The sequence below is a fragment of the Kribbella sp. NPDC051952 genome (assembly GCF_040680855.1).
Classification (GTDB): Bacteria; Actinomycetota; Actinomycetes; order Propionibacteriales; family Kribbellaceae; genus Kribbella.
Map to the genome: position 1 here is coordinate 55071 of NZ_JBFAXQ010000006.1, position 24444 is coordinate 79514.

General features: G+C 68.6%; 18 protein-coding genes. 7 read left to right on the forward strand and 11 right to left on the reverse strand.

Annotated features, from left to right (window positions below):
• The first annotated feature begins 68 nt into the window (after window positions 1-68).
• Both AB0L70_RS13585 and AB0L70_RS13590 read left to right on the forward strand, forming a co-directional pair.
• Window positions 69-899, forward strand: coding sequence for a helix-turn-helix transcriptional regulator (locus AB0L70_RS13585; protein WP_363683519.1), 831 nt, complete (start codon window positions 69-71; stop codon window positions 897-899).
• A 143-nt stretch (window positions 900-1042) separates the two neighbouring features.
• The gene (locus AB0L70_RS13590; RefSeq protein WP_363683521.1) at window positions 1043-1699 is read left to right on the forward strand and encodes a hypothetical protein; all 657 of its coding nucleotides are present in this window, start codon (window positions 1043-1045) and stop codon (window positions 1697-1699) included.
• 4 nt (window positions 1700-1703) lie between these two features.
• Here the strand turns inward: AB0L70_RS13590 and AB0L70_RS13595 are convergent, their stop codons facing one another.
• The 3 genes from AB0L70_RS13595 to lysX all read right to left on the reverse strand — a co-directional run bounded on the left by AB0L70_RS13595 (window position 1704) and on the right by lysX (window position 6924).
• Entirely contained in the window at window positions 1704-2519 is an 816-nt protein-coding gene (locus AB0L70_RS13595; protein WP_363683523.1) for an alpha/beta fold hydrolase, read from the reverse strand.
• 34 nt (window positions 2520-2553) lie between these two features.
• Window positions 2554-3432 carry a hypothetical protein gene (locus tag AB0L70_RS13600; protein ID WP_363683525.1) on the reverse strand — a complete coding sequence of 293 codons (879 nt, stop codon included), beginning with the start codon at window positions 3430-3432 and terminating at the stop codon, window positions 2554-2556.
• A 138-nt stretch (window positions 3433-3570) separates the two neighbouring features.
• The gene (lysX, locus tag AB0L70_RS13605) at window positions 3571-6924 is read right to left on the reverse strand and encodes a bifunctional lysylphosphatidylglycerol synthetase/lysine--tRNA ligase LysX (RefSeq protein ID WP_363683527.1); all 3354 of its coding nucleotides are present in this window, start codon (window positions 6922-6924) and stop codon (window positions 3571-3573) included.
• 109 nt (window positions 6925-7033) lie between these two features.
• Here lysX and AB0L70_RS13610 point away from each other — a divergent pair, with 109 nt between their 5' ends.
• Together AB0L70_RS13610 and AB0L70_RS13615 are read left to right on the forward strand one after the other, a co-directional pair.
• Window positions 7034-7720: a DUF998 domain-containing protein gene (locus tag AB0L70_RS13610; protein WP_363683529.1), complete on the forward strand. Its 687-nt coding sequence runs from the start codon at window positions 7034-7036 to the stop codon at window positions 7718-7720.
• Window positions 7717-8469 carry an alpha/beta fold hydrolase gene (locus AB0L70_RS13615; protein ID WP_363683531.1) on the forward strand — a complete coding sequence of 251 codons (753 nt, stop codon included), beginning with the start codon at window positions 7717-7719 and terminating at the stop codon, window positions 8467-8469. The genes AB0L70_RS13610 and AB0L70_RS13615 overlap by 4 nt, the downstream gene beginning before the upstream one ends.
• Here AB0L70_RS13615 and AB0L70_RS13620 read toward each other — a convergent pair.
• The 4 genes from AB0L70_RS13620 to AB0L70_RS13635 all read right to left on the reverse strand — a co-directional run bounded on the left by AB0L70_RS13620 (window position 8462) and on the right by AB0L70_RS13635 (window position 15852).
• Window positions 8462-9691, reverse strand: a complete 1230-nt coding sequence (locus tag AB0L70_RS13620; RefSeq protein ID WP_363683533.1) for an ROK family transcriptional regulator — start codon at window positions 9689-9691, stop codon at window positions 8462-8464. The genes AB0L70_RS13615 and AB0L70_RS13620 overlap by 8 nt on opposite strands.
• A 179-nt stretch (window positions 9692-9870) precedes the next feature.
• Window positions 9871-12792 carry an AAA family ATPase gene (locus AB0L70_RS13625; protein WP_363683535.1) on the reverse strand — a complete coding sequence of 974 codons (2922 nt, stop codon included), beginning with the start codon at window positions 12790-12792 and terminating at the stop codon, window positions 9871-9873.
• A 124-nt stretch (window positions 12793-12916) separates the two neighbouring features.
• Entirely contained in the window at window positions 12917-13123 is a 207-nt protein-coding gene (locus AB0L70_RS13630) for a hypothetical protein (protein WP_363683537.1), read from the reverse strand.
• An 11-nt stretch (window positions 13124-13134) separates the two neighbouring features.
• A complete protein-coding gene (locus AB0L70_RS13635; protein ID WP_363683539.1) occupies window positions 13135-15852 on the reverse strand; it encodes a type 2 lanthipeptide synthetase LanM family protein in 2718 nt (905 codons plus the stop codon).
• A gap of 592 nt (window positions 15853-16444) precedes the next feature.
• On the opposite strand from AB0L70_RS13635, the gene AB0L70_RS13640 reads away from it, so the two are divergent.
• Together AB0L70_RS13640 and AB0L70_RS13645 are read left to right on the forward strand one after the other, a co-directional pair.
• Window positions 16445-17518: an MsnO8 family LLM class oxidoreductase gene (locus tag AB0L70_RS13640; protein WP_363683541.1), complete on the forward strand. Its 1074-nt coding sequence runs from the start codon at window positions 16445-16447 to the stop codon at window positions 17516-17518.
• 33 nt (window positions 17519-17551) lie between these two features.
• A complete protein-coding gene (locus AB0L70_RS13645; RefSeq protein WP_363683543.1) occupies window positions 17552-19009 on the forward strand; it encodes an NAD-dependent succinate-semialdehyde dehydrogenase in 1458 nt (485 codons plus the stop codon).
• On the opposite strand, the gene AB0L70_RS13650 is transcribed toward AB0L70_RS13645, so the two are convergent.
• Together AB0L70_RS13650 and AB0L70_RS13655 are read right to left on the reverse strand one after the other, a co-directional pair.
• Window positions 19006-19674 carry a polysaccharide deacetylase family protein gene (locus AB0L70_RS13650; protein ID WP_363683545.1) on the reverse strand — a complete coding sequence of 223 codons (669 nt, stop codon included), beginning with the start codon at window positions 19672-19674 and terminating at the stop codon, window positions 19006-19008. The two genes, AB0L70_RS13645 and AB0L70_RS13650, sit on opposite strands and share 4 nt — an antisense overlap.
• A 225-nt stretch (window positions 19675-19899) precedes the next feature.
• A complete protein-coding gene (locus tag AB0L70_RS13655) occupies window positions 19900-20457 on the reverse strand; it encodes a GNAT family protein (RefSeq protein WP_363683547.1) in 558 nt (185 codons plus the stop codon).
• A gap of 80 nt (window positions 20458-20537) precedes the next feature.
• Here AB0L70_RS13655 and AB0L70_RS13660 point away from each other — a divergent pair, with 80 nt between their 5' ends.
• Window positions 20538-21116, forward strand: a complete 579-nt coding sequence (locus AB0L70_RS13660) for a TetR/AcrR family transcriptional regulator (protein WP_363683550.1) — start codon at window positions 20538-20540, stop codon at window positions 21114-21116.
• Here the strand turns inward: AB0L70_RS13660 and AB0L70_RS13665 are convergent.
• Both AB0L70_RS13665 and AB0L70_RS13670 read right to left on the reverse strand, forming a co-directional pair.
• On the reverse strand, window positions 21103-21849 hold the full coding sequence (locus tag AB0L70_RS13665; protein ID WP_363683552.1) for a 3D domain-containing protein: 747 nt from the start codon (window positions 21847-21849) through the stop codon (window positions 21103-21105). The genes AB0L70_RS13660 and AB0L70_RS13665 overlap by 14 nt on opposite strands.
• Before the next feature lie 106 nt (window positions 21850-21955).
• Window positions 21956-24406, reverse strand: a complete 2451-nt coding sequence (locus AB0L70_RS13670) for a glycoside hydrolase family 2 protein (RefSeq protein ID WP_363683554.1) — start codon at window positions 24404-24406, stop codon at window positions 21956-21958.
• Between the last annotated feature and the right edge of the window lie 38 nt (window positions 24407-24444).

Below are 24444 nucleotides of genomic sequence, written 5' to 3' on the forward strand. Positions count from 1 at the left end.
AGTACCCGCGATGACCTAGGGACTGGCAGTACCAGGCTGTTCCGGCCGAGGCACGGAATACTGGCGGTATGAACGAGCTCGGCCGGACACTGCACGCGTGGCGTGATCGCGTCACCCCGGACGCGGCCGGGCTCCCGGCAGGTGGTCGGCGGCGGGCGCCGGGGCTGCGGCGCGAGGAGCTGGCGCTGCTCGCCGGGTTGTCGGTGGACTACATCGTCCGGCTCGAGCAGGGCCGGTCGGACTCGCCTTCGGTGCAGGTGCTGACCGCGTTGTCCCGCGCGCTCCGGCTGTCCGATGCCGAGCGCAACCATCTGTTCATCCTGGCCGGCCAGGTCGAGCCGTCGCGCGGCCGGATCTCGGCGTACATCCCGGCGAGTGTGCAGCGGATGGTGGACCAACTGGACGCCGCGCCGCTGTGCGTCTGCGACGCGGCCTGGACGATGATCACCTGCAATCCGCTCTTCGCGGCGATGATCGGGGACCCGACCGAGTGGCCGGGCCGCTGGCGCAACATCATCTGGCGGCACTACGCCTCGCAGGGAGACCGGGTCGTACAGACGCCGGAGCAGCGGCGGAGCTTCCAGATCGCGATGGTGACCGACCTGCGCGCCTCCGTTGCCCGCTATCCGCACGACCCGGACCTGAAGGCTCTGGTAGATGAGCTTCGGACCGGGTACGACGAATTCGCCCAGCTCTGGGACCAGCCGGTCGTGGGCTTCCACCAGACCGAGCAGAAGACGATCCGCCACCCCGAACTCGGTGAGTTCACGGTCGACTGCGACGTACTCACGGTGCCTGGCAGCGATCTCCGCCTCGTCGTCTACACCGCCGCCCCGAACTCCGAGGCCGCCGACAAGCTCCGGTTGTTGTCGGTGATCGGCCTGCAAACCCTGTCCTGAATGCTGAACTTGCTGGTCCTACTAACGGACCGGAATGGTACGAATACGTACGGGTATTCCGGTGACGAAATGTTGCGATCTAGCGTGGAATTTCTTCCAAGGGGTGTTTCAAGCGCAGGTTGTACAGCTACTCTGCGGGTCTTGTGAAACCGTTCTCGCCCGCGGCGGAAAGCCGCCCGCCCTGGCAGAACCCCGCCCGCTTGCGCCAGCTCGCCGCCGTGGTGGGCATCCTCCTGCTGCTGTACGCCGTCCTGTTCCTGACCGCCCTCGTCGGCGGGCCGCGGATCGGCGCGTCCTTCCTGCCGCTGCCCGGCGGGGGTCCTGATCCGGCCAGCCCGGTCGCAGGCCTGCAGCCTGGTCAGCCGACGCAGAACATCCCGGCGATCCCGCCCGGCGGCACCACCACCTCCAGCACCACGCCGCCGCCCGCGGCCGTCACCACCGTGCCGACCCCGTTGCCCACAGCAACCACGCCGAGCTCGGCCAGCACTCCGCCGCTCGTCGTCGGCAGCACGCCGTGGCCGAAACCGACGACCCCGGTCGACCCGACGACTCAGATCGTCGAGCAACTCAAGCCGAGCCCCCCGGTCGTCACCAAGACTCCGCCGCGCCCCACCCGTACCACCACCACCGCCCCGCCGCCGACCACGACCAAGCCCACCCGGCGGCCGACCACCCCGCCGCCGACCACCACCACTCCGACGACTCCGCCTACCACGCCCGACAACCCACCGCCGCCTCCTGGCGACACGGGTCTGGGCGGCCTGGTGGGTTCTCTCCTGGACGTACTGGGCCTGTAGTTCCTCAGGCCGTTTGCAGGATCGTGTTCGCGACCAACGTCGGGGCGTCGTTCATCGGGACGTGACCGCAGTTGAGCAGTGGGACGGAACGCGCCTGCGGGAGTTGGATGTGGGCGCGCGCGGCCTGGGTGGGGATGAGGACCCGGTCGTGGGTGCCCCAGGCAATGGTCACGGGGATGTCGGGGATGTCGCCGGTGAAGGTGATGCCGGTGCGGGCGTGCGCGGCGACGCGGTCGAAGGCGGGTGCGTCCCGGAGCGCTCGGGTCTCCGCCACGACCGCATCCGGGTCGCGTAACGCAGGGCGGTGATAGATCGCGCCGGTCATCACCCGGCGGCCGGCCGGCGTGCGGGACAGCCGGCGTACGGCGGACTCCGGCGTACGGCGAGCCACTTGGCGGAGCCTGGTCAGCAAGCCCAGCGCCCAGGCATTCTCACGGGGTGTCCAGAAGCCGGCGGGGGCGAGAGCGGTGACGGAGCGAACCAGACCGAGCTGGCCGAGGCGGAGCGCGACCAGACCGCCCATCGAGTTGCCGGCGACGTGTGGATGGTCGAGATCGAGCGCCGTACAGAAGGCCTCGATCGCGTGCGCGAAGGTGTCCAGCTCGTTCGGGACGCCGTCCGGTACGTCGGGGGACTCGCCGAAGCCGGGGAAGTCGAGGGCGATCACGTCGCGGTGTTCGGCGAGCCGGTCGAGGACCGGGTCGAACGCCTGCCGGTGGTGGCCGATGCCGTGCAGGAGCAGCAGCGGCTCGCCCGCGCCCTTGCGGTGGTACGCGATCTCCACGCCCGGGACGCCCGCCACGGTCACGGTTGCTCTCATCACCTCATCGTGACATACCCGATGTCACATAGGCTCAGTAAGCCTCGACCTCGGTGGTTTTCGCGTTGCCGCCGACGGTCGGCTCGAGGTTGATCTGCCAGCCCTGGTTCTTGCCGAAGACCCGGTCGAACTTCTGGAACGAGCAGTCCGCGCTGAACTGGCGACGGGTGCCGTTCCAGTCCGTCCCGCTCTTGAAATAGATGTGGTACTCGCCGCCGATCCGGGTGATCGTCGCGGTCTTCGACGCCTGGACGTAAATCATCACGTGTGGCTGGTTCGGCGGCTGGCCGGCCAGGACGACCGAGAGCACGACGTCGTTCGTCGTACCGTTCATCACCTTCAGCCGGCCGGTCCCGGCGTCGCCGGCCCGGGTCAGGATCTCGCCGTTGTCGGGGCGTTCCACCTTCGGCTCCGGGCCGGGGTTGGGCAGCGTGTCACCGAACTTGATCTTCAGTCGCGACAGCGGCAGGATCGCGCCGCTCAGATCGGCGCGCAGCTTCCGCTGCACCTTCTGCGAGGTGTACGCGACCCCACCACAGCGTGCGTTCAGCTCGGTCTGGTCCGAGTTCGCCAACGACTCGGCCGCGGCGGTGAGCCGATCCTGCAACACCTCGTGTACGGCGCGCAGCCGCGGGCTCACGTTGAATCCGGCCAGCTCCGACGACGCCATCGTGAAGGAGTCGGCGAGCGTGTTCATCGCCACGCTCAGGCCCTCCGCGGTCCGCACCCGGGTCAGTGTCCGCAACTGACCGGCCCAGGTCTTCTCGATCCTGGTCAGCTCCACCTGGTACGCCGGTGAGCCCATCGTCCCGGTTGGTGGCACGGACGATGCCGGTGCCGGCGCCGCCGTACCGGTGGTCGAGGGTGACGACGCGACCGGGGTCTCTTCGGGCGCGCGACTACAGCCGGCCACCAAAGCCAGCGTCCCCACCCCTGCGCAGAGCGCAGCACAAAGCCTCACGTAACCCCCCAGGTCGCTCCCCAAGCCCTGTGTCGCAAAGAGTATGCGGACACGGGCCTTCGTTGCGAGGGGGCTTATGTCACATCGCAGTTAATCCCTTGGCGCGGGGCGGACGAACGGGAAGGCCAGGGTGGCGCGGATGTTCTGGCCGGTCAGCATCATCACGACCCGGTCGACGCCGATGCCGAGGCCACCGGTCGGGGGCATCGCGTACTCCAGGGCGGTCAGGAAGTCCTCGTCGAGCGACATGGCTTCCGGGTCGCCGGCGGCGGCCTTCAGCGACTGCTCGGTCAGGCGGCGGCGCTGCTCGATCGGGTCGACCAGTTCGGAGTACGCCGTACCGATCTCGGCGCCGAACGCGACCAGGTCCCAGCGTTCGGCCAGTCGTGGTTCGGTCCGGTGGTTCCGGGTCAGCGGTGACGTCTCGAGCGGGAAGTCGGTGTAGAAGGTCGGCATCACGGTGTTCGGCTCGACGAGTTCGTCGTACAACTCCAGCACGAGCTCACCGGCCGACATCTCGAACGTCGTGTGTACGCCGTGCTCCGCGCAGAGCTCCCGGAGTCGCTCGACCGACGTGTCCGGGTCGATCGTCTCGCCCGCGGCGCGGCCGACCGCGTCGTGGACCGTGATGACCGGCCAGTCGCCGGAGATGTCGAGGTCGCCGTCCGGCCGGCGGACCATCGGCTTGCCGTGCACCGCGGTCGCGGCCTCGATCAGCAGCTCCCGGGTCAGCTCGCGCATGACGTGGTAATCGGCGTACGGCTGATAGGCCTCGACCGAGGTGAACTCCGGGTTGTGGGTGGCGTCGGCGCCCTCGTTGCGGAAGTTCCGGTTGAGCTCGAAGACCTTGCCCATCCCGCCGACGCTGAGCCGCTTCAGGAACAGCTCGGGCGCGATCCGCAGGAACAGCTCGGTATCGTAGGCGTTGATATGCGTGGCGAACGGCCGGGCGTTCGCGCCGCCGTGCACGGCCTGCAGCATCGGCGTCTCCACCTCGATGAAGCCGCGCGTCTCGAACCCGTTGCGCAAGGCCCGGACCGCAGCGCTGCGGTGCCGCATCATCCGCAGCGAGTCCGGGTTCATCACGAGGTCGATGTGCCGCTGCCGGACCCGCGCCTCCGGGTCGGTGAATCCCTTCCGCTTATCAGGCAAGGGGTGCAGGCACTTGGCCGCCATCAGCCAGGACGTCGCCGCGATCGACAGCTCACCGCGACGGCTCGTGACCACCTCGCCGGTGACGCTGACATGGTCGCCGATATCGACCAGCCGGCGCCATTGATCCAGCGGTACGTCGCCACACGCATCGGCCGTCAGCATCACCTGCAGCTGTGCCAGCCCGTCCTGCAGCTGGGCGAACGCCAGCCCTCCGTGGTTCCGCATCCGCATCACCCGGCCGGTCACCGACACCGTGTGCCCGGTGTGGTGATCCGGCGGCAGGTTCTGGTGCAGTTCGAGGATCCGCTCCAGTGTCTCCGTCCGCGGCACGCTGACCGGGTAGGGGTCGATGCCAGCGGCAACGAGTTCGACGAGCTTGGTCCGGCGGATCTGCTCCTGCTCGGTGAGCTTGCGATCCGGCAGGGCCGGGCGCAGTAGTTCCTCTTCCTGCTCGCGTACGGCGCTCGCGAACCGGCTACCGTCCGCCGCCATGATCGCGTGCCTTTCGGCCGTTTGCGCGCTGTCCACACGGGTCCACGGCCGCGGCGCGGGCAGGAAGCCCTCCGCGGTCCCGGCCGCCAGCAGCACCTGGGCAAGCGACGCGCCCCGCGAGTAGCAGATCAGCCGCGGCGACCACCGTGGCAGGTACTTCTCGTTCGACTGGTAGAGACTCTCCAACTGCCAGAACCGCGAGGCCGCGGTCAGCAACGCGTTCGTCAGCCGCAGCACCGGCCCGGCGCCGACCCGCTCGGCATCGCTGAAGATCTCCCGGAACATCGCGAAGTTCAACGAGATCCGGTGCAGCCCGAGATCGCCACAGGCATCCACGAGCGACGTGACCATGAACTCCATCAGCCCGTTCACGGACTCCGGATCGCGCCGCATCAGATCCAGCGAAACACCCCTGACACCCCAAGGCACAAAGGACAACAGCCCGCGTACGACGCCATCCGCATCGCGCGCGATCACCATCACGCAGCGCGCGTCGGCGGGATCGCCCAGCCGCCCGAGCGCCATCGAGAACCCGCGCTCCGTCCGCGCACCCCGCCACTGCTCGGCGAGATGCACGTACTTCGCCAAGACCTCCGGCGACAGGTCGCCGTGCCGAACCACCTCGGCGTGGTACCCGGCTCGCTGGGCCCGCGTGACCGCCTGCCGGACCGGCCGCATCGTCCGGCCTTCCAGCGTGAAGTCCGCGACATCGATGATTGCCTCGTCACCCATGGCGAGCGCGCGCAGGCCGGCATCGACGTACGCCTGGGCGGCCTCTTCACTCGCCGACAGCACAGCGGGGGACCAGCCGTACGTGCGTGCTTCGGCCAGCCAGCGTTGGATCGCACCCGGCCAGGCGGCCGGATCGCCGAGTGGATCCCCACTCGCGAGACTGACCCCGTTGACCACCCGGTAGGCGATCGCGGCGTCGTTGTCGGGGGCGAAGACGACCGCCTTGTCGCGCCGGGTGGCGAAGTACCCGAGTGAATCCCGCTCACCGCTCAGCAGGAGTAGTCGCCGTACCTCGAGCTCCTCGGGCTGGGTCAGGTAGCGGACCCGGCGGACCGAGCGGAGGAAGATCCAGAACGCGATCACCAGCGACGCGGCCGAGATCGCGCCGACGGTCAGGCCGATCCAGCCGTGGCCCTCGTGGCCGCCCATCTTGTTGCGGGACTGGCCGAGCGCGGCGATGACGGCCCAGCCGATCTTCTGCCGCTGACCGCTCAGGGTCCGCGGGAAGACCTGGGTCAGAGTGACACTGACCGCGATCGAGATCAGCAGGCCCAGTACGAGCGAGCCGACCGCGAGGCGCCGGGTGCCGGGCGCCAGCCGGGCCGGGAACGCGCCCCGGATCTTCCACAGCAGCACGATGATCGCGGCCACCACGACCACCTGGACGATGCCCCACTCCAGGTCCTGCACCGTGGCCGGGCCGAAGTCGCTCAGGAGTTCGGCGTCGTTCGGGTTGGCCAGCCGGACGCTGGTGAACGCGACCGCGGCGGTCTGCGCGAACAGCCAGAGCGCCTGGAAGACCCACAGCACCCAGAGCAGCGCGGCGCGCTTTCCGCGCAGCAGCGCGCTTCCGACGACGGCCAGGTAGACGGCGGAGAAGAAGGTGTGCCCGGCCGGGATGCCGAAGAAGTCGAACGCCTGGTCCACGCGCTTCACGTACGCCGGCGCGAAAACGTGCAACGGAATCGCAATGAACGACCACACCGAGGCGAGCACCACGATGCGGCCGACCCACACCGCGGCGCGATGTTGCCACGCGGGAACTACTTCCGATTCCGACCGCACCCAGCGATCATCCCACTTGCCGGTTGCGACTTCGGTCGCCCTAGGTCTACCTCGAGGGTATAGCTGACACCACAGTCAAGACTTTGGTTGCCGTGCCAGGCTGGCGAGCGTGATCATCGCAGCGGACGCCGTGCCGTACCGCCTGCTGCGCAACGTGATGATCGCGGCCGGAGTGCTGTACTGCAGCCTGATTCTGGAAGTGGCTGCCGGATTTCCACTCGATGTTCATCGGTCGTTCCTGAGTGAACTCGGTGCGCGGGATCAGGCGACCAGCTTGCCTGCGCGGGCGATGGATCTCAGCACCGGTGTGCTGCTGCTGATCGCGGCGATCCTCGGCCGGGCCGCTGCCCGGGTGCATCGCGATGTGGCCGGATTGCTGACCAGTGCGGCAATTTTCGGGGCCGGGACACTGTTCGACTCGTTCTCGCCGATGGATTGCGCGCCGTCGGCCGGCGAGGCCTGCCGGCTGGCCGAGGCGAACGGTCAGGCCGGGACCGCGTTGGTGCTGCACGAGGTCACCTCGACATTGGCCGGACTGGGCAGTATCGCGATGGGTGTCTTCGCGGTGCTCGTCCTGCGCCGCCTGGGCTGGGGTGGCGGGTGGGGCCGGGTGGTCGCCGTACTGGCTGCGGGGGTCGCGGTGACGCAGACGTGGCTCGGGATCGAGACCGGGGTCGAGGTGCTCACCGGTGACGACCTGCACGCTCCCGGGATCCTGCAGCGCATCTCGATCCTGCTCGTCTGCCTATTGTTGGCGACATTGCTGCCAGGCCTGAGGCAAGCTTTCTCTCGATGAGGATCACCTGGATCGTGCTGCCCGGGCTGGCCGAGACTCCGGAGGAGTTCGGCCGGCTCGTCGAGCTGCTCCCGGACGAGGATCTCCGCGTCATCGATCCGTGGCGTACGCCGGTGACCTCTGACGTCGACGAGTTGCGGGCGGCGACCGGCGTACCGGCGGATGCGGAGATCGGGCTGATCGGGCACTCGATCGGCGGACTGGCGGCGTTGCGGTGGGCGTTGACCCGGCCGCTCGAGGTGACCCGGCTCGTGCTCGTCGATACCAGCCTGACCTCGGAGACCGGAGTGCGGTGGCTCTATCCGGGGACGCGCGGTGATCGGGCGGTTCGGACGTTCCTGCGGTTCCTCGGGCGGATCGGCGTACCGCAACTGCTCGGACCGACACTGCGGCGGCCGCTCGTATGGATCGGCAGTGTGTCCAACCGCGACCTGTTGTCGAAAGCAACCGCCAGAGCCCGGTACGGCGCTGGGTCGTCCTGGCTGCTGTTCTGGGACGAACTGGCGAGCAGCTGGGAGCTTGCCGCCGAAGTCGCCAAGCTAACCGCCGGCCCCGTCGGTGCAGTAGCCCCGACCGTCCTTCTGGTCGCCACGGGCGGCAGCTCCCGTCCGACCGCCGGTCGCTGGCTAGCCGGTCAACGCCGCCTGGCCGCCGCCCTCGGCGGCACAGTCGACGTACTCCCCGACTCAGCCCACCTCGTCCACCTGGACCGCCCAGACGCCATCGCTGCGGCGGTAAACCCTAGGTAGTGCTGGTGAGTGCCGGGGTCGGGAGTTTGCGTTGCCAGACCTCGTCCAGGGCCATGCGCATCGCGCCGGTGACCACGGCGTCCTCGGCCAGGGCGGACAGCTCCAGCTTCGGGTGGTTGAGGGTGAGGAGGCGCAGCTGGTCCGAGATGGCGTCGAGGAGTACAGCGCCGGCCCGGGCGACACCGCCACCGATGACCACGGCCGTCGGGTCCAGAACCAGTACGGCGGGAGCAAGCGCGCGGGCGAAATCCCGGGCGACCCGCTGAACGACTGCCTGCGCCACAGGGTCGCGCTCTGCCGCGGCCGCGAACACATCGGCCGTGTCGAGCTGCTCTCCGCCAAGCTCAGCGAGACGGGACTCCGGGTGGTCCAGAGCGGCCTGCCGACCGAGCGCTGCGATTGCCTCCGAGCCGACTGCACGCTCCAGCGGCCCGCGGCTGTCCTCCGGGTTGATGACGTCGTCCGGAGCCGTAGCGATGAAGCCGATCTCACCTGCCGCGCCAGTGCCGCGGTGCAGTCGACCGTCGATCACGATGCCCGCACCGAGCCGCTCGCCCCACTGGACAGCCAGCAATGTGCCAGTGCCACCACGGGCCGCAGCGATGGCCAGCGCGGCCAGGTTGGCGTCGTTGTCGAGCATGACCGGGCAGTCCAGCAGGCCGCGGACGTGCTTGATCAGGTCGATCGCAGACCAGCCCGGCACACTCGGGACCAGCTGGACCCGACCGGTGTGCTCGTCCACGATGCCCGGGCTCGCGGCGACCGCGGCGGCGACGTCCTCGGCCGGGACCTCAGCCTCCGCGAGTGCCTCGGTGATCACCTCGCTGATGACCCCGAGCAGCTGCTGGGCGGTCCATCCCGGCCCAGAGCGCCGTACCAGGGACAGCTTGCGGCCGGCCAGGTCGGAGACCCCCACGGTCACCCGGTGCGGGCCGACGTCCAGGCCGAGCACCGGTGCCGCGCGACCGCGCAGCGATACGCGGATGGCCGGGCGACCGAGTGAACGGTCGGCCGAATCCGGGCCGTGTTGCTGCAACCAGCCGGCATCCAGCAGCTCGTCGACGGCCTGGGCCACGGTCGGTCTGGCCAGACCGGTCCGTTCGACCAGTTCCGCGACGCGCAGTGGTGCGGGCGCAGATCGGCGGACCGCGTCCAGGACCGCCGCGACGTTGATCCGCCGCAGCATCGTCGTACCGCCGCCGCCGACCGTTCCCTTGCTCATGTCCGACCCCTTGCTTGCCACTCGCCCAGTATAGATAGCGAGCGTTCGTAAATTACGTGATATCTCGTGCCGCACACGGCGGGCGGACGCCGATGCGTGAGTTGACAACTATCACCCTCCGGCCGCCCGGTGCTCCAGCACACGCGTCAGTGCCGGAATCGGTCCCACGATCCACGATGTCAACCCTGGAGAACGGTCCGGGCGAAACTGCTCAGTGCCTCCCGATCTGGTTGCTGTGTCTTGGTCATCAGGCTCGCCACATGTTTCTCCACGGTGCGCGGCGAGATGTGCAACCGGGACGCGATCGACTTGTTCCCGATCCGGTCCACCAGCAATCGGCAGACCTCGTACTCGCGTGTCGTGATGCCGAGCTGGCGCAGGTGTGCAGGCACCTGCTCGCTACCGCTCCGCCGCTGCGAGACGGTCGCCCCGAGCTGTCGCAGGAGACTACGGCACGCACTGGCCACTGCCTGGATGTCGGCGTTGTGGAAGTAGTCCTCAGCCTGCCGCAACCACGTGACCGGCTCACCCCACCCGTCCGCGTGCGCCGGCTCGGCCACCAACCGCAGTCCGAGGAAGCGTGCGAGCGGATAGAGCGCTGCGGTCTCCAGAGCCTCCACCACCTTGGCGTTGGCCGCCTCGACCTGCCCGTCGCGTCCCAGCAGTACGGCGTGGGCGAGTTGAACGAATTGTTTGTTCCAGCGCATCCCACTCGCGGCCGTCGCGGTGATCGCCTCGAAGTGCGCCCAGCTGTTCCGCCCGGACAGTACGCCGAGCAACAGGCTCAGACCGTTCTTGCCGGAGGTATGGAAGGTAGTCGGATTCTGAGCGTCGTACGCGAGGGCCTGGGCTAGCTCGGAGTCTGCGAGCTCCCGGTTCTCCTCCAACAGCGCACAGAACGTGCGGGCCAGCCCGTAGGAGTAAGGCAGCTCGTACGACGCGCGCTCGCCACCCCACGTGGCGACCTCGGCGAGCGTCTCCTCCATCGCGGTCCGGCGTCCCCGGTGTGCTTCGAGGATCGCCTTGGTCGCCAGGAAGTACGTCGCCGACCGGCCCATCCGGAGTCGCCGGGTGACCTCGAGACACTCGTCGATGATTGCGGCGGCCTTGTCGTACTCGGACCGCAGAATCGCTTGCTGGCCGAGGATCCCGTCCACCTCGTACACCAGCGGGATCGCACCGATCCGCAAGGCCTGCTGCCGGGCCCGTTCCAGTTCGAGGATGCTGCCGTTGGCCAGGCAGATCGTGCCGGCCTGGAAGATGTGTGAGCACACCCGCTGGAACGTCATCCCGTGCTCTTCAGCCACCTGGCGGGCGCGATGGAAGTAATCGATCGACTGATCGAGATCGTGTTCGCGGGCCAGAATCCCCAGCAGTTGCAGGGAATCGCAGGCCACCGCCGGCAGCTTCGCGCGTTCGGCGGCTTCGGCCGCGCGGGTCGCCAAGGCGGTGGCAGCCTTCAATCGGCCCGGACTCGAGCGGGCGAGCTCGAGGTTGGCGGCGATCGCGTCGACCGGCGCGATGTCGGTGTCACTGGCGTTGACGCCGAGCAACGACCGAGCAGTCGCCACCTGGGTCAGTGCGGCCGACCAGCGGCCGGCCATGTGTTCGAGGTTGGCCAGCTGCACGTGCAGTGCGGCGACCTTGCGGCTGTCCAGGTTGTGGTCGGCCATCTCCTCGATCGTCGCGGCGTGGGCCGCGCTGGACTCGAACTGGCCCGTCTCACCCAGTGCGATCAGCAACGACCCCAGCACCTCGGCCCGGTAGCTGGTGTCCGGATCGCCTGCCAGTAAGCCGTTCGAGCGGTCCAGCAGGTTCACCGCCGACGCCATCGATCCTTCGTCGAACGAACGTCGCCCGGCCAGTGCGAACAGTCGCCCGGCCCGCGCCTTGTCACCGCCGGTCTCAGCCAGCTCGGCGACCATCGGACACCACTCACCCGGCAGCCCCGGATGCAGTTCCTCGATCGCGTCCGCACACCGGCGCGCGAGGGTGGACCGTTCAGTGGGTGTCAGCCCGGCCAGCAAGGCATCAGCGGTCAACGGATGCCGGAACGCGTACCAGTCCGGCACCGGCTCATCCGGCCCGACCAGCTGTGCCGCCAGCCCGGCCCGCAGTGTGGCCAGCAGCAACCGCTCGTCGGTCCCACTGGCCTTGCGTACGACGCTCAACGGAAAACGGTGGCCGATCACCGCAGCGAGTACGAGCAGGTCGCGTGACTGCGCTCCGAGCTGATCCGTCCGGCTACTGATGCTCCGGACAACGGCCGCGGGTACCTTGGTGTGCAGACCCTCGACGACCTGGACGCTGCCGTCCTCCTTGGACAGCTGTCCGGTCCGGCTGGCCTCCTGCAGCAATTCCTCAACAATGAAAGGGACTCCGGCGCTGTCACGCCACAGTCCCTCGACCAGCTCGTCGGGAACACCGTCGGCCGGCACTTCGAGGCAGCCGGCCGCCAGTTCGCCGACCTCGGCGCGATCCAACGGCTGCAACTCGATCAGCTCGGCAGAACCACGTTGCGCCGACAGCCTGGCGAGTTCGAGCCCCGCGCATGCCTCCGAGCGCAGTGTCGCGACCAAGGCGATCGGCTGGTCCTCCAGGTTGTCGAGCAGGTACTCGATCACTGCCAGCGTTTCAGGATCGGAGCCGTGCAGGTCCTCCAGCACCAGCAGGCAACCACGGTCCTTCGCGACCAAGGCGAGCAGCCGCAGGACGGCCTCGCCGAGGACGACTGTGGAGGTCGCGGTGTCATGCGCCGTACCGTCGTCCCAGTCCGGGATCAGCCGGCCGAGCACCTGCCGGTAGGGGCCGAGTTGTTCAGCCGCAGGCATCTCACCGCGGCGGATCAGTGACAGCAAGGCCTCGGTGAACGGGCGGAACGCAACCATCGCGCCGATGGCTCCGACCCGGCCGCGCAGGGTCGCCATCCCCTCGTCGAGGGCCTGCGTGGTGGCGACCGCGGCCAGCCGGCTCTTGCCGATACCGGGTTCGCCGACGAGAAAAACCGCACTCCCGTGACCGCTTCGGGTCCCGGCCAGCAGGCGCTGGAGATGATCGATCTCCTGGTCCCTGCCGACCACTCTGGGCGAACGGGTCTGCATGCTTGCCAACTCTAACGACGTATCGATGCCACCGCAGCGGATCCGCCGGTTGGCCGGCCGGGCGCAGACGGTCGGCCAACCGTTGGATCAAACGTTTCGTCGTGACGTCGTACCCCGGGCCGGACTAGGCGCTGATGGTCGGCCAGGTGCTGGCGGCGTCGGCCACGGCGGCGATTCCGAGGGCACTCAGGCCGACGGTTCCGACCAGGGCCAGCGCGCGGGCGCCGACCTTGTTACGGGTTGGCAGAGCGATCGGACCGAGCGGGTCGGTCTGATCCGGAGTGGTGGATTGAACGTCGATCTGGCCATCGTTGTCGTGCTGGGCGGTCATGCTCTTCCCCTTCAACTGGATGGGTTCCGGCGCACTGGTGGGCGCTTGGACCCGGTGGATGGTTCGAGCAGCAGGACGGACGGCACGCGTTCGGAGAACGCCAGCCGGAGCAGGCCGTAGCCGATTCCCGCCAGACCGGTCAGCAGACCTGGAGATGGAACCGCTCGGGGTGTTCCGCACTGTGGCCCGTACTGCTGTATTGCGGCGAGGACCAGCCCGGCACGGCGTCGCCGTACCCCCTCCACGGCTGGGTGATCTCGTTCGGCCAGCCACACCAGTGGCTCGGCCGCGCCGAGCTCGCCGTGACACAGACTCATGTCGGCGAGCACCGGACGTTCTGTGGCGGCCCTCAGGTAGCTGTAGAGGTCCGCGGGTACACCGGCCGCCAGCCGGGCCAGTGCGGTGCCGGCGTCCCCCGAGCACCAGCCATGGCTGCCGGACCGCGCGCGGCGATCGAGATCCGTCGCCGTCCGGGCGGCATCCAGATACCTGTCCCCGGGGGTGCCGTACTGGCCGAGCGACCACGCGATTCCCTGGTACCCACGAGCGAAGCCGTGGTCCGCTGCTACTCGGCCACGGAGGCCGCTCTCGACGGTGGTGACCAGTTCGTTCGCGTAGCGCTCGGCCAGTCTGGAGGCGGCCGGAAAGCCCTCGATCGCTTGCATCGCGGCGAGTCCACCGGCGGCGCCTTCGGCGTACGTCGGGAACTCTGAGGGCTGGGGTTTGAGTTGCTCACTCAGCTCGAGCGACGCGGCCAACCAGGTGGTCAGCTCGGAGTCGCCGAGGAGTGTGCTGAGGCGGTTGAGGCCGTAGCTGATGCCGCCGAGTCCGTGGAAGCCAGGGCCGACCAGCTGGGCCGACTCCAGGTCCGCGGCCAGGGCCTGCAGGAGTTGGGGGATCGGACGGATCGCGTCCCGGGCGAGCTCGCAGTACTTCTGGGCTCCGGTGAGTACGCCGACCTGCGCGAGGAAGAGCGCCGTACCGGTGTAGCCGTTGGACAGGCCCGCGCCCATGGGCCGGATGGCCCAGTGGTGATCGTCGAGCAGTTCGAGACCGAGCCAGTTGGCCGCACCGCTGCGTTCACTGATCACCTGCGCGACGATCTCGTCGGCGATGTCCGTGGCCGCGGCCAGCATGCGTTCGGGGTCTGCCTCGGTGACGCCGACCCCTGGCCTGCTGGCGGTGCTGGCGTGCACGATCGGCTCCGGCCGGGTGGCGAGCGATGCGGAGATCAGCCACTTCTGCCGGTGCTCGTCGATGTCGTCGAGACTCGCGATCTTCGCCTCGACCGCGGCCAGCCCTTCGGTGTGGAGGACGTTGGCGACGCGGGTGCCGTCCGAAGCCCAGACGTCCCGGCTGTCCGGACGAGCAGTGAAGAGGGGTACGTCGCCCGCCCACAGGTCAGCCAGTTCGTACGGCACCACCTGGTGCAGGGTCTCGTCGGCGTCCCACAGCAGGTCCAGCAGTTGGCTGCGACCGGCTGCATCTCGCAGTGCGTCCGGATGCGTCGACTCGTCCAGCAGACCGGTGTAGAGACTCGTGCTCCGCGGCACGAACCTGATCTGGTCCGCGGCGCAGCGAGCCAGCATCCCGTCCGGTCCGATCAGGTCGTCGCGGTGCCAGGCAATCGCCTCATACGCGGCCCGGAACCCTGTGAGTACAGCGATCTCGTGGTCCCGTGGTTCGATCACCACACCGTCGAGCAAGGGTCGGTTGCTGGCGCTCTGCGTGCGGCCCGGCCGCCTCACCAGGTGCATCGAGTCCAGACCCGCATCGGCCCAGTCGACGATGCTCGTGGGGGTCGTGCCGTCAGCGTCCCCACCCAGCCCGGACATGTCCGCCACACCGTGCTCACCACTCACCAGAAGCGGTAACAGTGCAGTGCGATAGACCGAGCTCTGGAGGGCCCGGTACGCCGGGTCGAGGCTGAGCGCGAGCAGCGGGGTGTGGCTGGGATGAAAGAGGGTCTCGACGTCGACGAGCACTGGCTGATCGCCGGCCGCGATCAGGTTCTCGAAGTGCATGTCGGTGCCGTCCAACACGTACAGCAGGGCCAGTAGAGCGCCTTGCCGGTGGTAGAAGCGCCGTACCGCAGCCAGGTCCTGGCAGGGCTCGTGGACGACGTACGCGAGCCAGCCGTAGCCGTCGCGGGGGAGTAGTTCGACCGTGCGGATGCCCAGGGCGGTCTTGTCGTTCAGCCAGTCGACGAGCTCGTTGAAGTGCCCGTGCAGGTCGAGCGGCCGAGGCTTGTAGACAACCCGCCGCCCGTCCGCGAACGTGAGGATCGCCGTGCACCGCCCGCCCCGGTGGGGATCGCCACCGGGCTCGATGGCGGTCAGGGCGCCGGGGTCCCGGCCGTCCAGCAGTCCGGTGACGAGCGACTCACGGTCCTCGGCGAGTCGTGCCAGCAGCTCGAGGTGACCCTCGACGCCCTGTCGGCACGACTCGCCCAGGACCCGGGCCAGCACCGGGTAGGTGGCCAGGAACTCCGCCAGCTCGCTCCCTCCGACGAGCCGGTGGGTGAAGTCCAGAAAACGCTCGGCCGGGGTGGCGCCGGCCAGTTCGCCGCGATCACGTGCCCGGGCGAGCTCCAGCACCAGCGTCCGGGACGCCAGCTTCACCAGCCGCAGCCCGAGCCGGTGCAGGAACTGCTCGGTCAGTACGCCGGTGTGACCGGCGGCGGCGAGATCACGACGCGCTGCCGCGAGGAGGGGTTCGAGGCAGCGCATGAGCGCCTGCCGCCAGTCTGTGCCAGACCCACCCGCTGGCCCGACCGCCCCACCTGATGTGTGGCCATCGTTGACAGCGGTCCCTGCAGGGCCTCGACCGGCGGCAGGCGCGCTTGGTGGGAGGGAGGTACTGCGCTCCACGTACTCGGCCCAGGCCGGTGGTGCGGTCCGGGTCAGCTCGTGCGGCCGCATCCCCGGGGACCACCAGGTCTCGTCCTGGCCGGTCCGGGTCTGACCCGCTGTCGCTGAGTTGAGCACGGGCACAGGCTGTCATCGGCACTGGGGTCCGGGCATGGGTAAGGAGCCCCCATATTTGTGTGGGAGCTCTCCTGCGTGCCTGGATCGCGCTGCCTGCCGCGGAGTGACGACTGGGGGTTGACCACTCCGCGGCAGCCGCGCGGCCGATCGGCCTCTGGTGGAAGGCCGGCCGGCTCCGGTCAGGAACGATGCCCCCACCCGCCACGGCGCGGCAAGTGCTCCGGCTACCCAAATTCCCGCCGCCGGAAGACGCCCTCCCTATGGGTGCGCACCGGCCGGAACTTGGGGGCCGAACACCCATGTGCGAACAGATGGACACTGCGACGGTGAGCACGTGCACTCCCCTGTCGCTCCTGGTCTGCCCGTCTCGGCCCACTCGGTCCTGGACGTCGTACCGCAGCTGCCCGGTCAGTCGGCTGCGGCCGCTCTCCGGGAGACCGCGGAAGTGGCACAGGCTGCCGACGACCTCGGCTACCGCCGGTTCTGGGTGGGGGAGCAACACGGCGTCCGAGGCGTCGGTGGCGCGGTACCGGCTGTACTTGCGGCGATCCTGGCCGCACGGACGGACCGGATCCGGCTGGGTGGCGGTGGGGTGCTGCTGACCAACCACCAGCCACTGGTTGTCGCAGAGCAGTTCGCTGCGCTCGCGGCGGCGTACCCGAGCCGGATCGATCTTGGCGTGGGTCAGCAGCACAACATGCTTGCCAGTACGGCGGCCGCGCTCGGGGGCGGCCCTCGTGATCTGTTCCCGGAGCGGTTGGACGAGCTGTGTGGGTTCCTGCGGGACGGTCTGCCGGGCCGAGCGCCGGTTGGCGACGTACGGCTTGCACTGGCCGGACTGCCGCCACCGGTGTTCGTCCTGGCCGATCACCCGAGTGCTGCCGTGACTGCCGCCGTCCGTGGGTTACCGGTGTTCTTCATGCATCACTGCGCTGCCGGGCTGACGTCTGCGGCGGTAGCGGCGTACCGGGATCACTTCGAGTCGACCGGGCCGACTGTGAAGCCGTACGTCGCTGTCACGGTCGGCGTGGTCGCGGCTGACTCCGAGGAAGAGGCGATCATCCGGTTCGCCGAGTACGTGCGGGTGAAGGCACGTCTGAGTACGGCGGGACCGCGGGCGACACCGGCCGAGTTGATGGCGCTCCTGGACTACCCGCTCACCGGGCGCGAACGTGGCCGGGCCGAACGGCTCCTCGATGACTCAGGCACCATCGTCGGCTCCAGAGCGACCGTGGTGACCGAACTCGCCGAGCTCGTCGCAGCCACCACCGCCGACGAGCTCCTGCTCGTCCCGCTCGCCTTCGACGGCCTGGTCCGGTCGGCGATCCTGCGCACCATCGCAGCCGGCCTCACCCGCATGGTCCGCACAATCCCCAGACACGCCCCACCCCTGATCGCGACGGCCTAATGTGGGAGCTGCCGACTAGGGAAAGGCAGGCTCATGTCACGGGAGCAGGAAGTCGTTGAGGGGTGTCCGACCGAGCTGTTCATCGGAGGCAAGTGGGTAGCGGCCGACGGCGGCAAGACGCTCGCCGTGGAGGACCCGGCCACCGGTACGACGATCTGCGACGTAGCTGATGCGAGTCCGGCCGACGGTACGGCCGCACTGGACGCAGCCGTCGCCGCGCAGGCGGACTGGGCAGCCACGCCACCGCGCGAGCGTGGCGAGATTCTTCGGCGTACGTATGAGCTGATGACCGAGCAGGCCGATGAGCTCGCGTTGCTGATGACGCTCGAGATGGGCAAGCCGGTCGCCGAGTCCAAGGGCGAGATCGCTTATGCGGCCGAGTTCTTCCGGTGGTTCGCCGAAGAGGCGGTCCGGATCGAGGGCGGCTACCAGGTCGCACCGAACGGCAAGGGCCGCTTCCTCGTGATGCGGCAACCGATCGGGCCGTGCCTACTGATCACGCCGTGGAACTTCCCGGCCGCGATGGGTGCCCGCAAGATCGGACCGGCCGTCGCCGCGGGCTGCACGATGGTGATCAAGCCGGCCGCGCAGACGCCGCTGTCGATGCTCAAGCTGGCCGAGCTGATGACCGAGGCCGGGCTGCCCGCGGGCGTGCTCAACGTCATCACGACGCACGACGCCGGTGGTGTGATGGAGCCGCTGATCCGCGACGGCCGGGCGCGCAAGCTGTCCTTCACCGGCTCGACCCAGATCGGCCGGAAGCTGATCGAGCAGGCGGCCGAGCAGGTGCTGCGGACGAGCATGGAGCTGGGCGGCAACGCGCCGCTGCTGGTGTTCGCCGACGCCGATCTGGACCAGGCGGTCGAGGGCGCGATGCTGGCCAAGATGCGCAACGGCGGCGAGGCCTGTACGGCGGCCAACCGGATCTACGTGCACTCCTCGGTGATGTCCGACTTCGCCGCTCGGCTGACCGAGCGGATGGCGGCCTTGAAGGTCGGGCGGGGCACGGAGGACGGTGTGGACGTGGGGCCGCTGATCGACGGGACCCAGCGCGACAAGGTCCGCGATCTCGTCGACGACGCGGTGTCGCAGGGCGCCCGTGCGTTGACCGGGGGATCGGTTGCCTCGGGCAATGGATACTTCTACCCGCCCACCGTGCTGGCCGATGTACCGCGGAGTGCCCGGTTGCAGAAGGAGGAGATCTTCGGGCCGGTCGCGCCGTTGACGTCCTTCGAGACCGAGGACGAGGCGGTCGCGATGGCGAACGACACGGAGTACGGCCTGGTCTCGTACCTGTTCACCAACGACCTCAGCCGCGCGCTCCGCGTCTCCGAACGCCTGGAGACCGGGATGATCGGCCTGAACCAGGGCATCGTCTCCAACCCAGCGGCACCGTTCGGCGGCGTCAAGCAGTCCGGCCTGGGACGCGAGGGCGGGACGGTCGGCATCGACGAGTACCTGGAGATCAAGTACGTCGCGGTGAATATCTAGCCCTTCATCAGCTGGGTCACCGTGACGAGTTGGTAGCCGCGGGTGCGGAGTCCCTTGACGATCGGGCCGATGGCTTCGTCGGTGTACGGCGCGTTGTCGCCGCCGTGCATGTGGAGTACGACGATCGACCCGTCGCGGGCGTTGGACAGCACCTGCTTGATGATCGGGGCGGGAGACTTCGCGAAGCCGTCCGCGCCGGGGACGTCGAGTCCTACCGCGGTGACGCCGGCCGGTGCGAGTTCGTGCAGGGCGGTGCCGTCGTAGCAGCCACCGGGGAAGCGGAACCACCTGGTCGCATGTGAGTCCAACTGGTCCAGCTGGACGACGGCTCGCCGTACGTCCGTGAGCATGTCGGCTCGGGGGACCGTGCCCAACGTGTAGCAGTGTTTGGTGAAACCGCGGTGGTCGTAGGTGTGCGTGCCCAGCTCGAACAGTGGGTCGGCGGCTAGTTGCCGGGTGACGTCCGGGTACTGCTCCATCCACATGCCGGTGAGGAACATCGTAGCCGGGACGTGCATGGTCCGGAGCTCGTCGATCAGGGTCTTGTTGTAGTAGGAGTGCACCTTGCCGTTGACGAGTCGGCGTCGCATCAGCGCGGTCAGGTCCGCGTCGAACGTCAGCGCGACGCGGGCCTTGCCACGCGGGCCGTGGTCGACGACCGGCATCAGGTTGGCGTGCGATGTTCCAGGTCGAGGCGGTGCTGCGGACGGCGTGGTTGCCTTTGGCATCCTCGGAGTCGCTGTCGTTCTCGGCGTACCGACGACTGCTCCGGTGGAGGAGTCGGTGTCGCCGCAACTACTTAGGACGAGTAGGGCAACTAAAGACAGTGCGGTGAACTGCTTCCCCCAGTGGCGTTTCACAGGGGTCCAGTATGCCTGGAGCCAGGGTCGTCAGTTCCGCCAGGAGCGGTGCTGCCAGTCGTCGCGGGTGATCGACCAGACCTCGAGGTCGTGAATCGTGCCCCGGTACGGGAAGGCGTTGCGTAGCGTGCCTTCGAGCACCATGTCCAGACGCTGGGCCGTGGCCGCGCTGCGGGTGTTGCCGACCGCGCACCGCCACTCGACCCGGTTGAGCTCGCGGGCTCCGAGTGCCCAGTCGATCAGCACCTGAGCAGCGCGTGTCATCAGGCCGCGGCCCTCGGCCTCGCCCGACAACCAGACCCCGAGCTCGCACGTCCCCCAAGCGGCCTCGAACACCCGGAACAGCAACCCGCCGACCAGCGCGCCGTCCAGCCAGATCCCGTAGATCCGGCCCTCGTCCGCCGCCTGCCGCTGGGCGTAACGGCCGAGGAAGTTCCGCGCGCTCGCCTCGTCGACGATCAACTCCGCCCACGGGATGTACGGCGAGATGTTGTCGCGCGCCTTCTCCACATGCGCCAGGAATTCCGCCGCCTGCCACGGCTCCAACGACCTGAGCTCGGCATCCTCGGTCAGCTGTACGGCGAACATCGCGGCCTCCCCATCGCGTACATAACAAGTGTTCGGTACTATACATAACAAGTGTTCGGTACGGCCCGCAGGGAGAAGAGATGCCGGCGAAGGTAGATCACGAAGCCAGGCGCCGCGACGTGTCCGCCGCGGTCTGGCGCGTTCTGGCCGAGGGTGGATTCGGCGCCCTCACCATGCGCTCGGTCGCCGCCGAGCTCGGTGGCTCCACCGGGCTGGTCATGCACTACTTCGCCTCGAAGCACGAGCTGATCAAGCACGCCTTGGAGCTGGCCGAGGAGCGCACCCGCGCGCTCATCCCGGCTGCCACCGACCTACGTACGGCGCTGACCGCCGCCCTCCCGCTGACCCCCGAGGCCACGGAGATCAACCGCGTCTGGGTCAGCTCCTGGGATGTCGCCCTCACCGACCCGGAGCTGCACGCCCTCGAGAAGGCTCGCTACCGCCGCTGGCGCACCCGCCTCCGTCCACTGGTCATCAGGGCTCAAACCGATGGTGACCTCCCGCACGGCGACCCAACCGACCTGGCCACAGCGCTGGCGGCCTTCACCCACGGCCTGGTGGTCCAGGCTCTCTTCGACCCGACCACCTACACCCCCAAGCGCCTCCAGCATCTGCTGGACGCGCACCTCTCCGCGCTCAGCCCAGCTACTCGACGGTGAGCGTCAGCCGCTGGATACCCCAGTTGTCGGCCGAAGGCCCCGGCGGGAACCACACGTCGACGATGTCGTCCTTGATCCAGCTGCCGATATCCGCGGCGTAGCAATGCCCGTAGCCCGGAACCCACAGCCGAGTACCCCACGGGACGATCCGGGCATCAACCGCGCAGATCCCGGTCCCCGCGTTGTACCCGAGCGCGGTCTGCGCCACATCGTTGTACGCCGACACCCGGTAGTTCAGCGTCGTCCCAACCGCCAGCCTGAACGCGGCCAGGTGATTCGACGAATCCAGCCGGTACGACGTACTGATCTGCCCGATCGACGACGCCGCCGTGTCCTCGGCCGACATCGCATAGACCTGGTAGTGCGCACCGGCACACGGGCTCGCATCGGTGACCTGTAACGTCGGCTGACCCCAGTCGCTGATCCACTGCAACGCCTGACCGTTCTTGAATGCGCGATACGCCTTCGCACCCGTCACGCGGTTGAACGTGAACGTCACCTTCCCGTCCGAGCCGAGCCCGCCGCTGATCCCGCCCGGTGCGGGCAGCCGTCCGCTCACGTCGTACGGCGGCGCGGTCGTCCCGTCCCCGTGACCACCAGAGATCGGCCGGTCGGGGATCGGGCCGGTGTAGAAGTGCTGACAGGCCGGCAAGGCCGCTGATGCGGTGGCCGGGGCGACGAGAAGTGCGCCGAAACTCAGCAGCGCGACGGTGAGGGCGCGGAACTTGGGCATGACGGCAAGACCTCCGTGGTGGGGCGGGACCAACGGGGTGAAACCGAGCAGGTTTCACCCCCAAGTAGCGGTCCCGCCCACCACTTAGTCAAGGTCTCGACGTAAGTCAGTTCACCAGATCGTTCGCCGACCGCAGCACCGGTACGCCGAGCTCGGCCGGAGCGGTCCCGCCCGTGACTCGGAATGTGTGGCTCTCGCCGGCCGACAGCGTGACCAGACACGAGTCGACCCGCGCCGCCGGGTCCAGCCGGTCCGGGAACAGCGCCAGGTCCTTCGCCAGCGCGGTCGCCGTCACGGTCACGTCGTACCCATCGGCGGTCGACGCCACCGACGCGGTGTAGGCGTCACCGGCCAGCCGTAGTGCGGTGTCCTCGACGAAGTACCAGTACGCCGTCGAACCATCCGCGGCCCGAACCTCGAGATACTCGGCCGCCGCATCCCCAGCGGTCGCGACCGACGAAGGCAAGGAGCTCACCACAGCCGACCGTGGCTCGACCTCAAGTGCGAAGGTCTCCTGTGCGAGCACCTTGCCATCGGCAAACGTCGAGCGCCGGCGGACGGTGATCTCGCCCGTCCAGGCCGCATCCGTGTCGTTGTGTGCGGCAATCACCAGCTCACCTTCCCGCGGCTGCACGGTCAGCAGGCGCTCGGCGTACACGCGCTTCAGCGCGAACCACAACGGCTTCCGGATCCCATGCCCGTCGACAGCCGCCCACGAGACCACCGGCCAGTTGTCGTTCAGCTGCCACACCACGGCACCGGTGTTCAACGGGAACAGGCTGCGGAAGTGCTCGATGCCATAAGCAACTGCCCGCGCCTGGTTCAGCTGCGTCGTCCAATGCCAGTCGTCGATGTCCTTCCAGGCCGGCAGGTGATCGCCAAGACCGCGCTCGAGCTTGAGGTTCCCCTCGAACGCCTTCTGGTGCACCAGCATCTGCTGGCCATACGGATCCAGCGGCGAATCATGCACCACGGACACCAGCGTCGACCACGCGGGCGGTCCCTGGAACCCGAACTCCGACACGAACCGCGGCTTGTACTTCCGGTACGTCGTGTAGTCCACCTGGTTCCACACATCCCAGATGTGCATGGTCCCGTGCCGCTCGTCGTTCGGGTGGATGAAGTGGTCGTACGAGTACGGGCTACCCGGCGAGTACGGCGTACGCGGGTCGAGCTCGGCCACCACCTTCGGCAGTACGTCGAAGTAGTAGCCCTCACCCCACGCACGTCCGGCGAGCGGGACGCGCCAGCTCCACTCGACGTACCCCCAGATGTTCTCGTTGTTGCCGTTCCACACCGCGAGGCTCGCGTGCGAGCTCAGCCGCGTGACAGCCTGCCGAGCCTCGGCCTCCACCTCGCTGCGCAGCGGCTCGTCCTCGGAGTACGCCGCACAGGCGAACAGGAAGTCCTGCCAGACCAGGATTCCCAGCTCGTCGCAGACGTCGTAGAACTCGTCGCTCTCGTAGATCCCGCCGCCCCAGACGCGCAGCAGGTTCATCCCCGCGTCGACCGCATCCTGGATGCTGGTCCGGTAGGTCTGCGCGTTCAGCCGGGTCACGAAGGCGTCGTCGGGGATCCAGTTCGCGCCGCGGACATAGATCGGCTTGTCGTTCACCGACAGTACGAACGGCGTACCGTCGTTGTCGGGGGCAACATTCATCGACACGGTCCGGAACCCGACCCGGCCGGTCCATTCCTCCTGGTCCGCCACCGAGATCTTGACGTCGTACAGCGGCTGCTCGCCGTGCCCGCGCGGCCACCACAACGAGACGTCAGGGATGACCGATGACACCACGGCATTCTCGGTGCCCGCGGCAACGGTCAGCTCGGTGGTGACGCCGCCGACCTCGACGGTGACGGTGGTGTTCTCCGACGAGGAGGCTGTCCAGGCGAGCGCGAGGTGGGTGTCCAGAATGCCCCGGCTGCCGTCAACAGAGGCCAGCGGCCGGACCGAATCGATCCGGACACCTGACCACGACTCGATCCGGATCGGCCGCCAGATACCGACGGTCGCGACATCCGGTCCCCAGTCCCAGCCGAAGTTCGACGCCATCTTGCGCAGCTCGTTGTACGGGTGCAGGTTCGTGTGCGGCCAGTCGCCGACCTTCGCCCGGATCGCCTCGGCCGCGGTCACCGGCCCGGCGAACTCGATCACCAACTCGTTGGCCCCGGCAACCAGCACGTCGGTCACGTCGAACCGGTACGACCGGTGCTGGTTCGCCGTCCGCCCGATCTCCCGGCCGTTCAGCGTCACCGTGGCCACCGTGTCGAGACCCTCGGCAACAAGTTCCTGCCGATCGTTGCCGTCCGCGGTCCAGTCGAACGACGTCCGGTAGCTCCAGGACGTCCGCCCGATCCACGCGACCGAGGACTCGTTGTCACCGTCGAACGGATCCGGGATCTCCCCGGCCGCGAGCAGATCGGTGTGCACCTCGCCGGGAACGGTCGCGGTGATCGACTTCCCGATCACGCCGTCCGGCGCGGGCCCCTCGACCGCGTGCACAGTCCAAGCGGCACCGCCGTCGGTGGTCAGGGGAACGACATTGATCGAAGTCACAGGCGGTCTCCAAGTGAACCGGTTTAGTCAGCACAAAC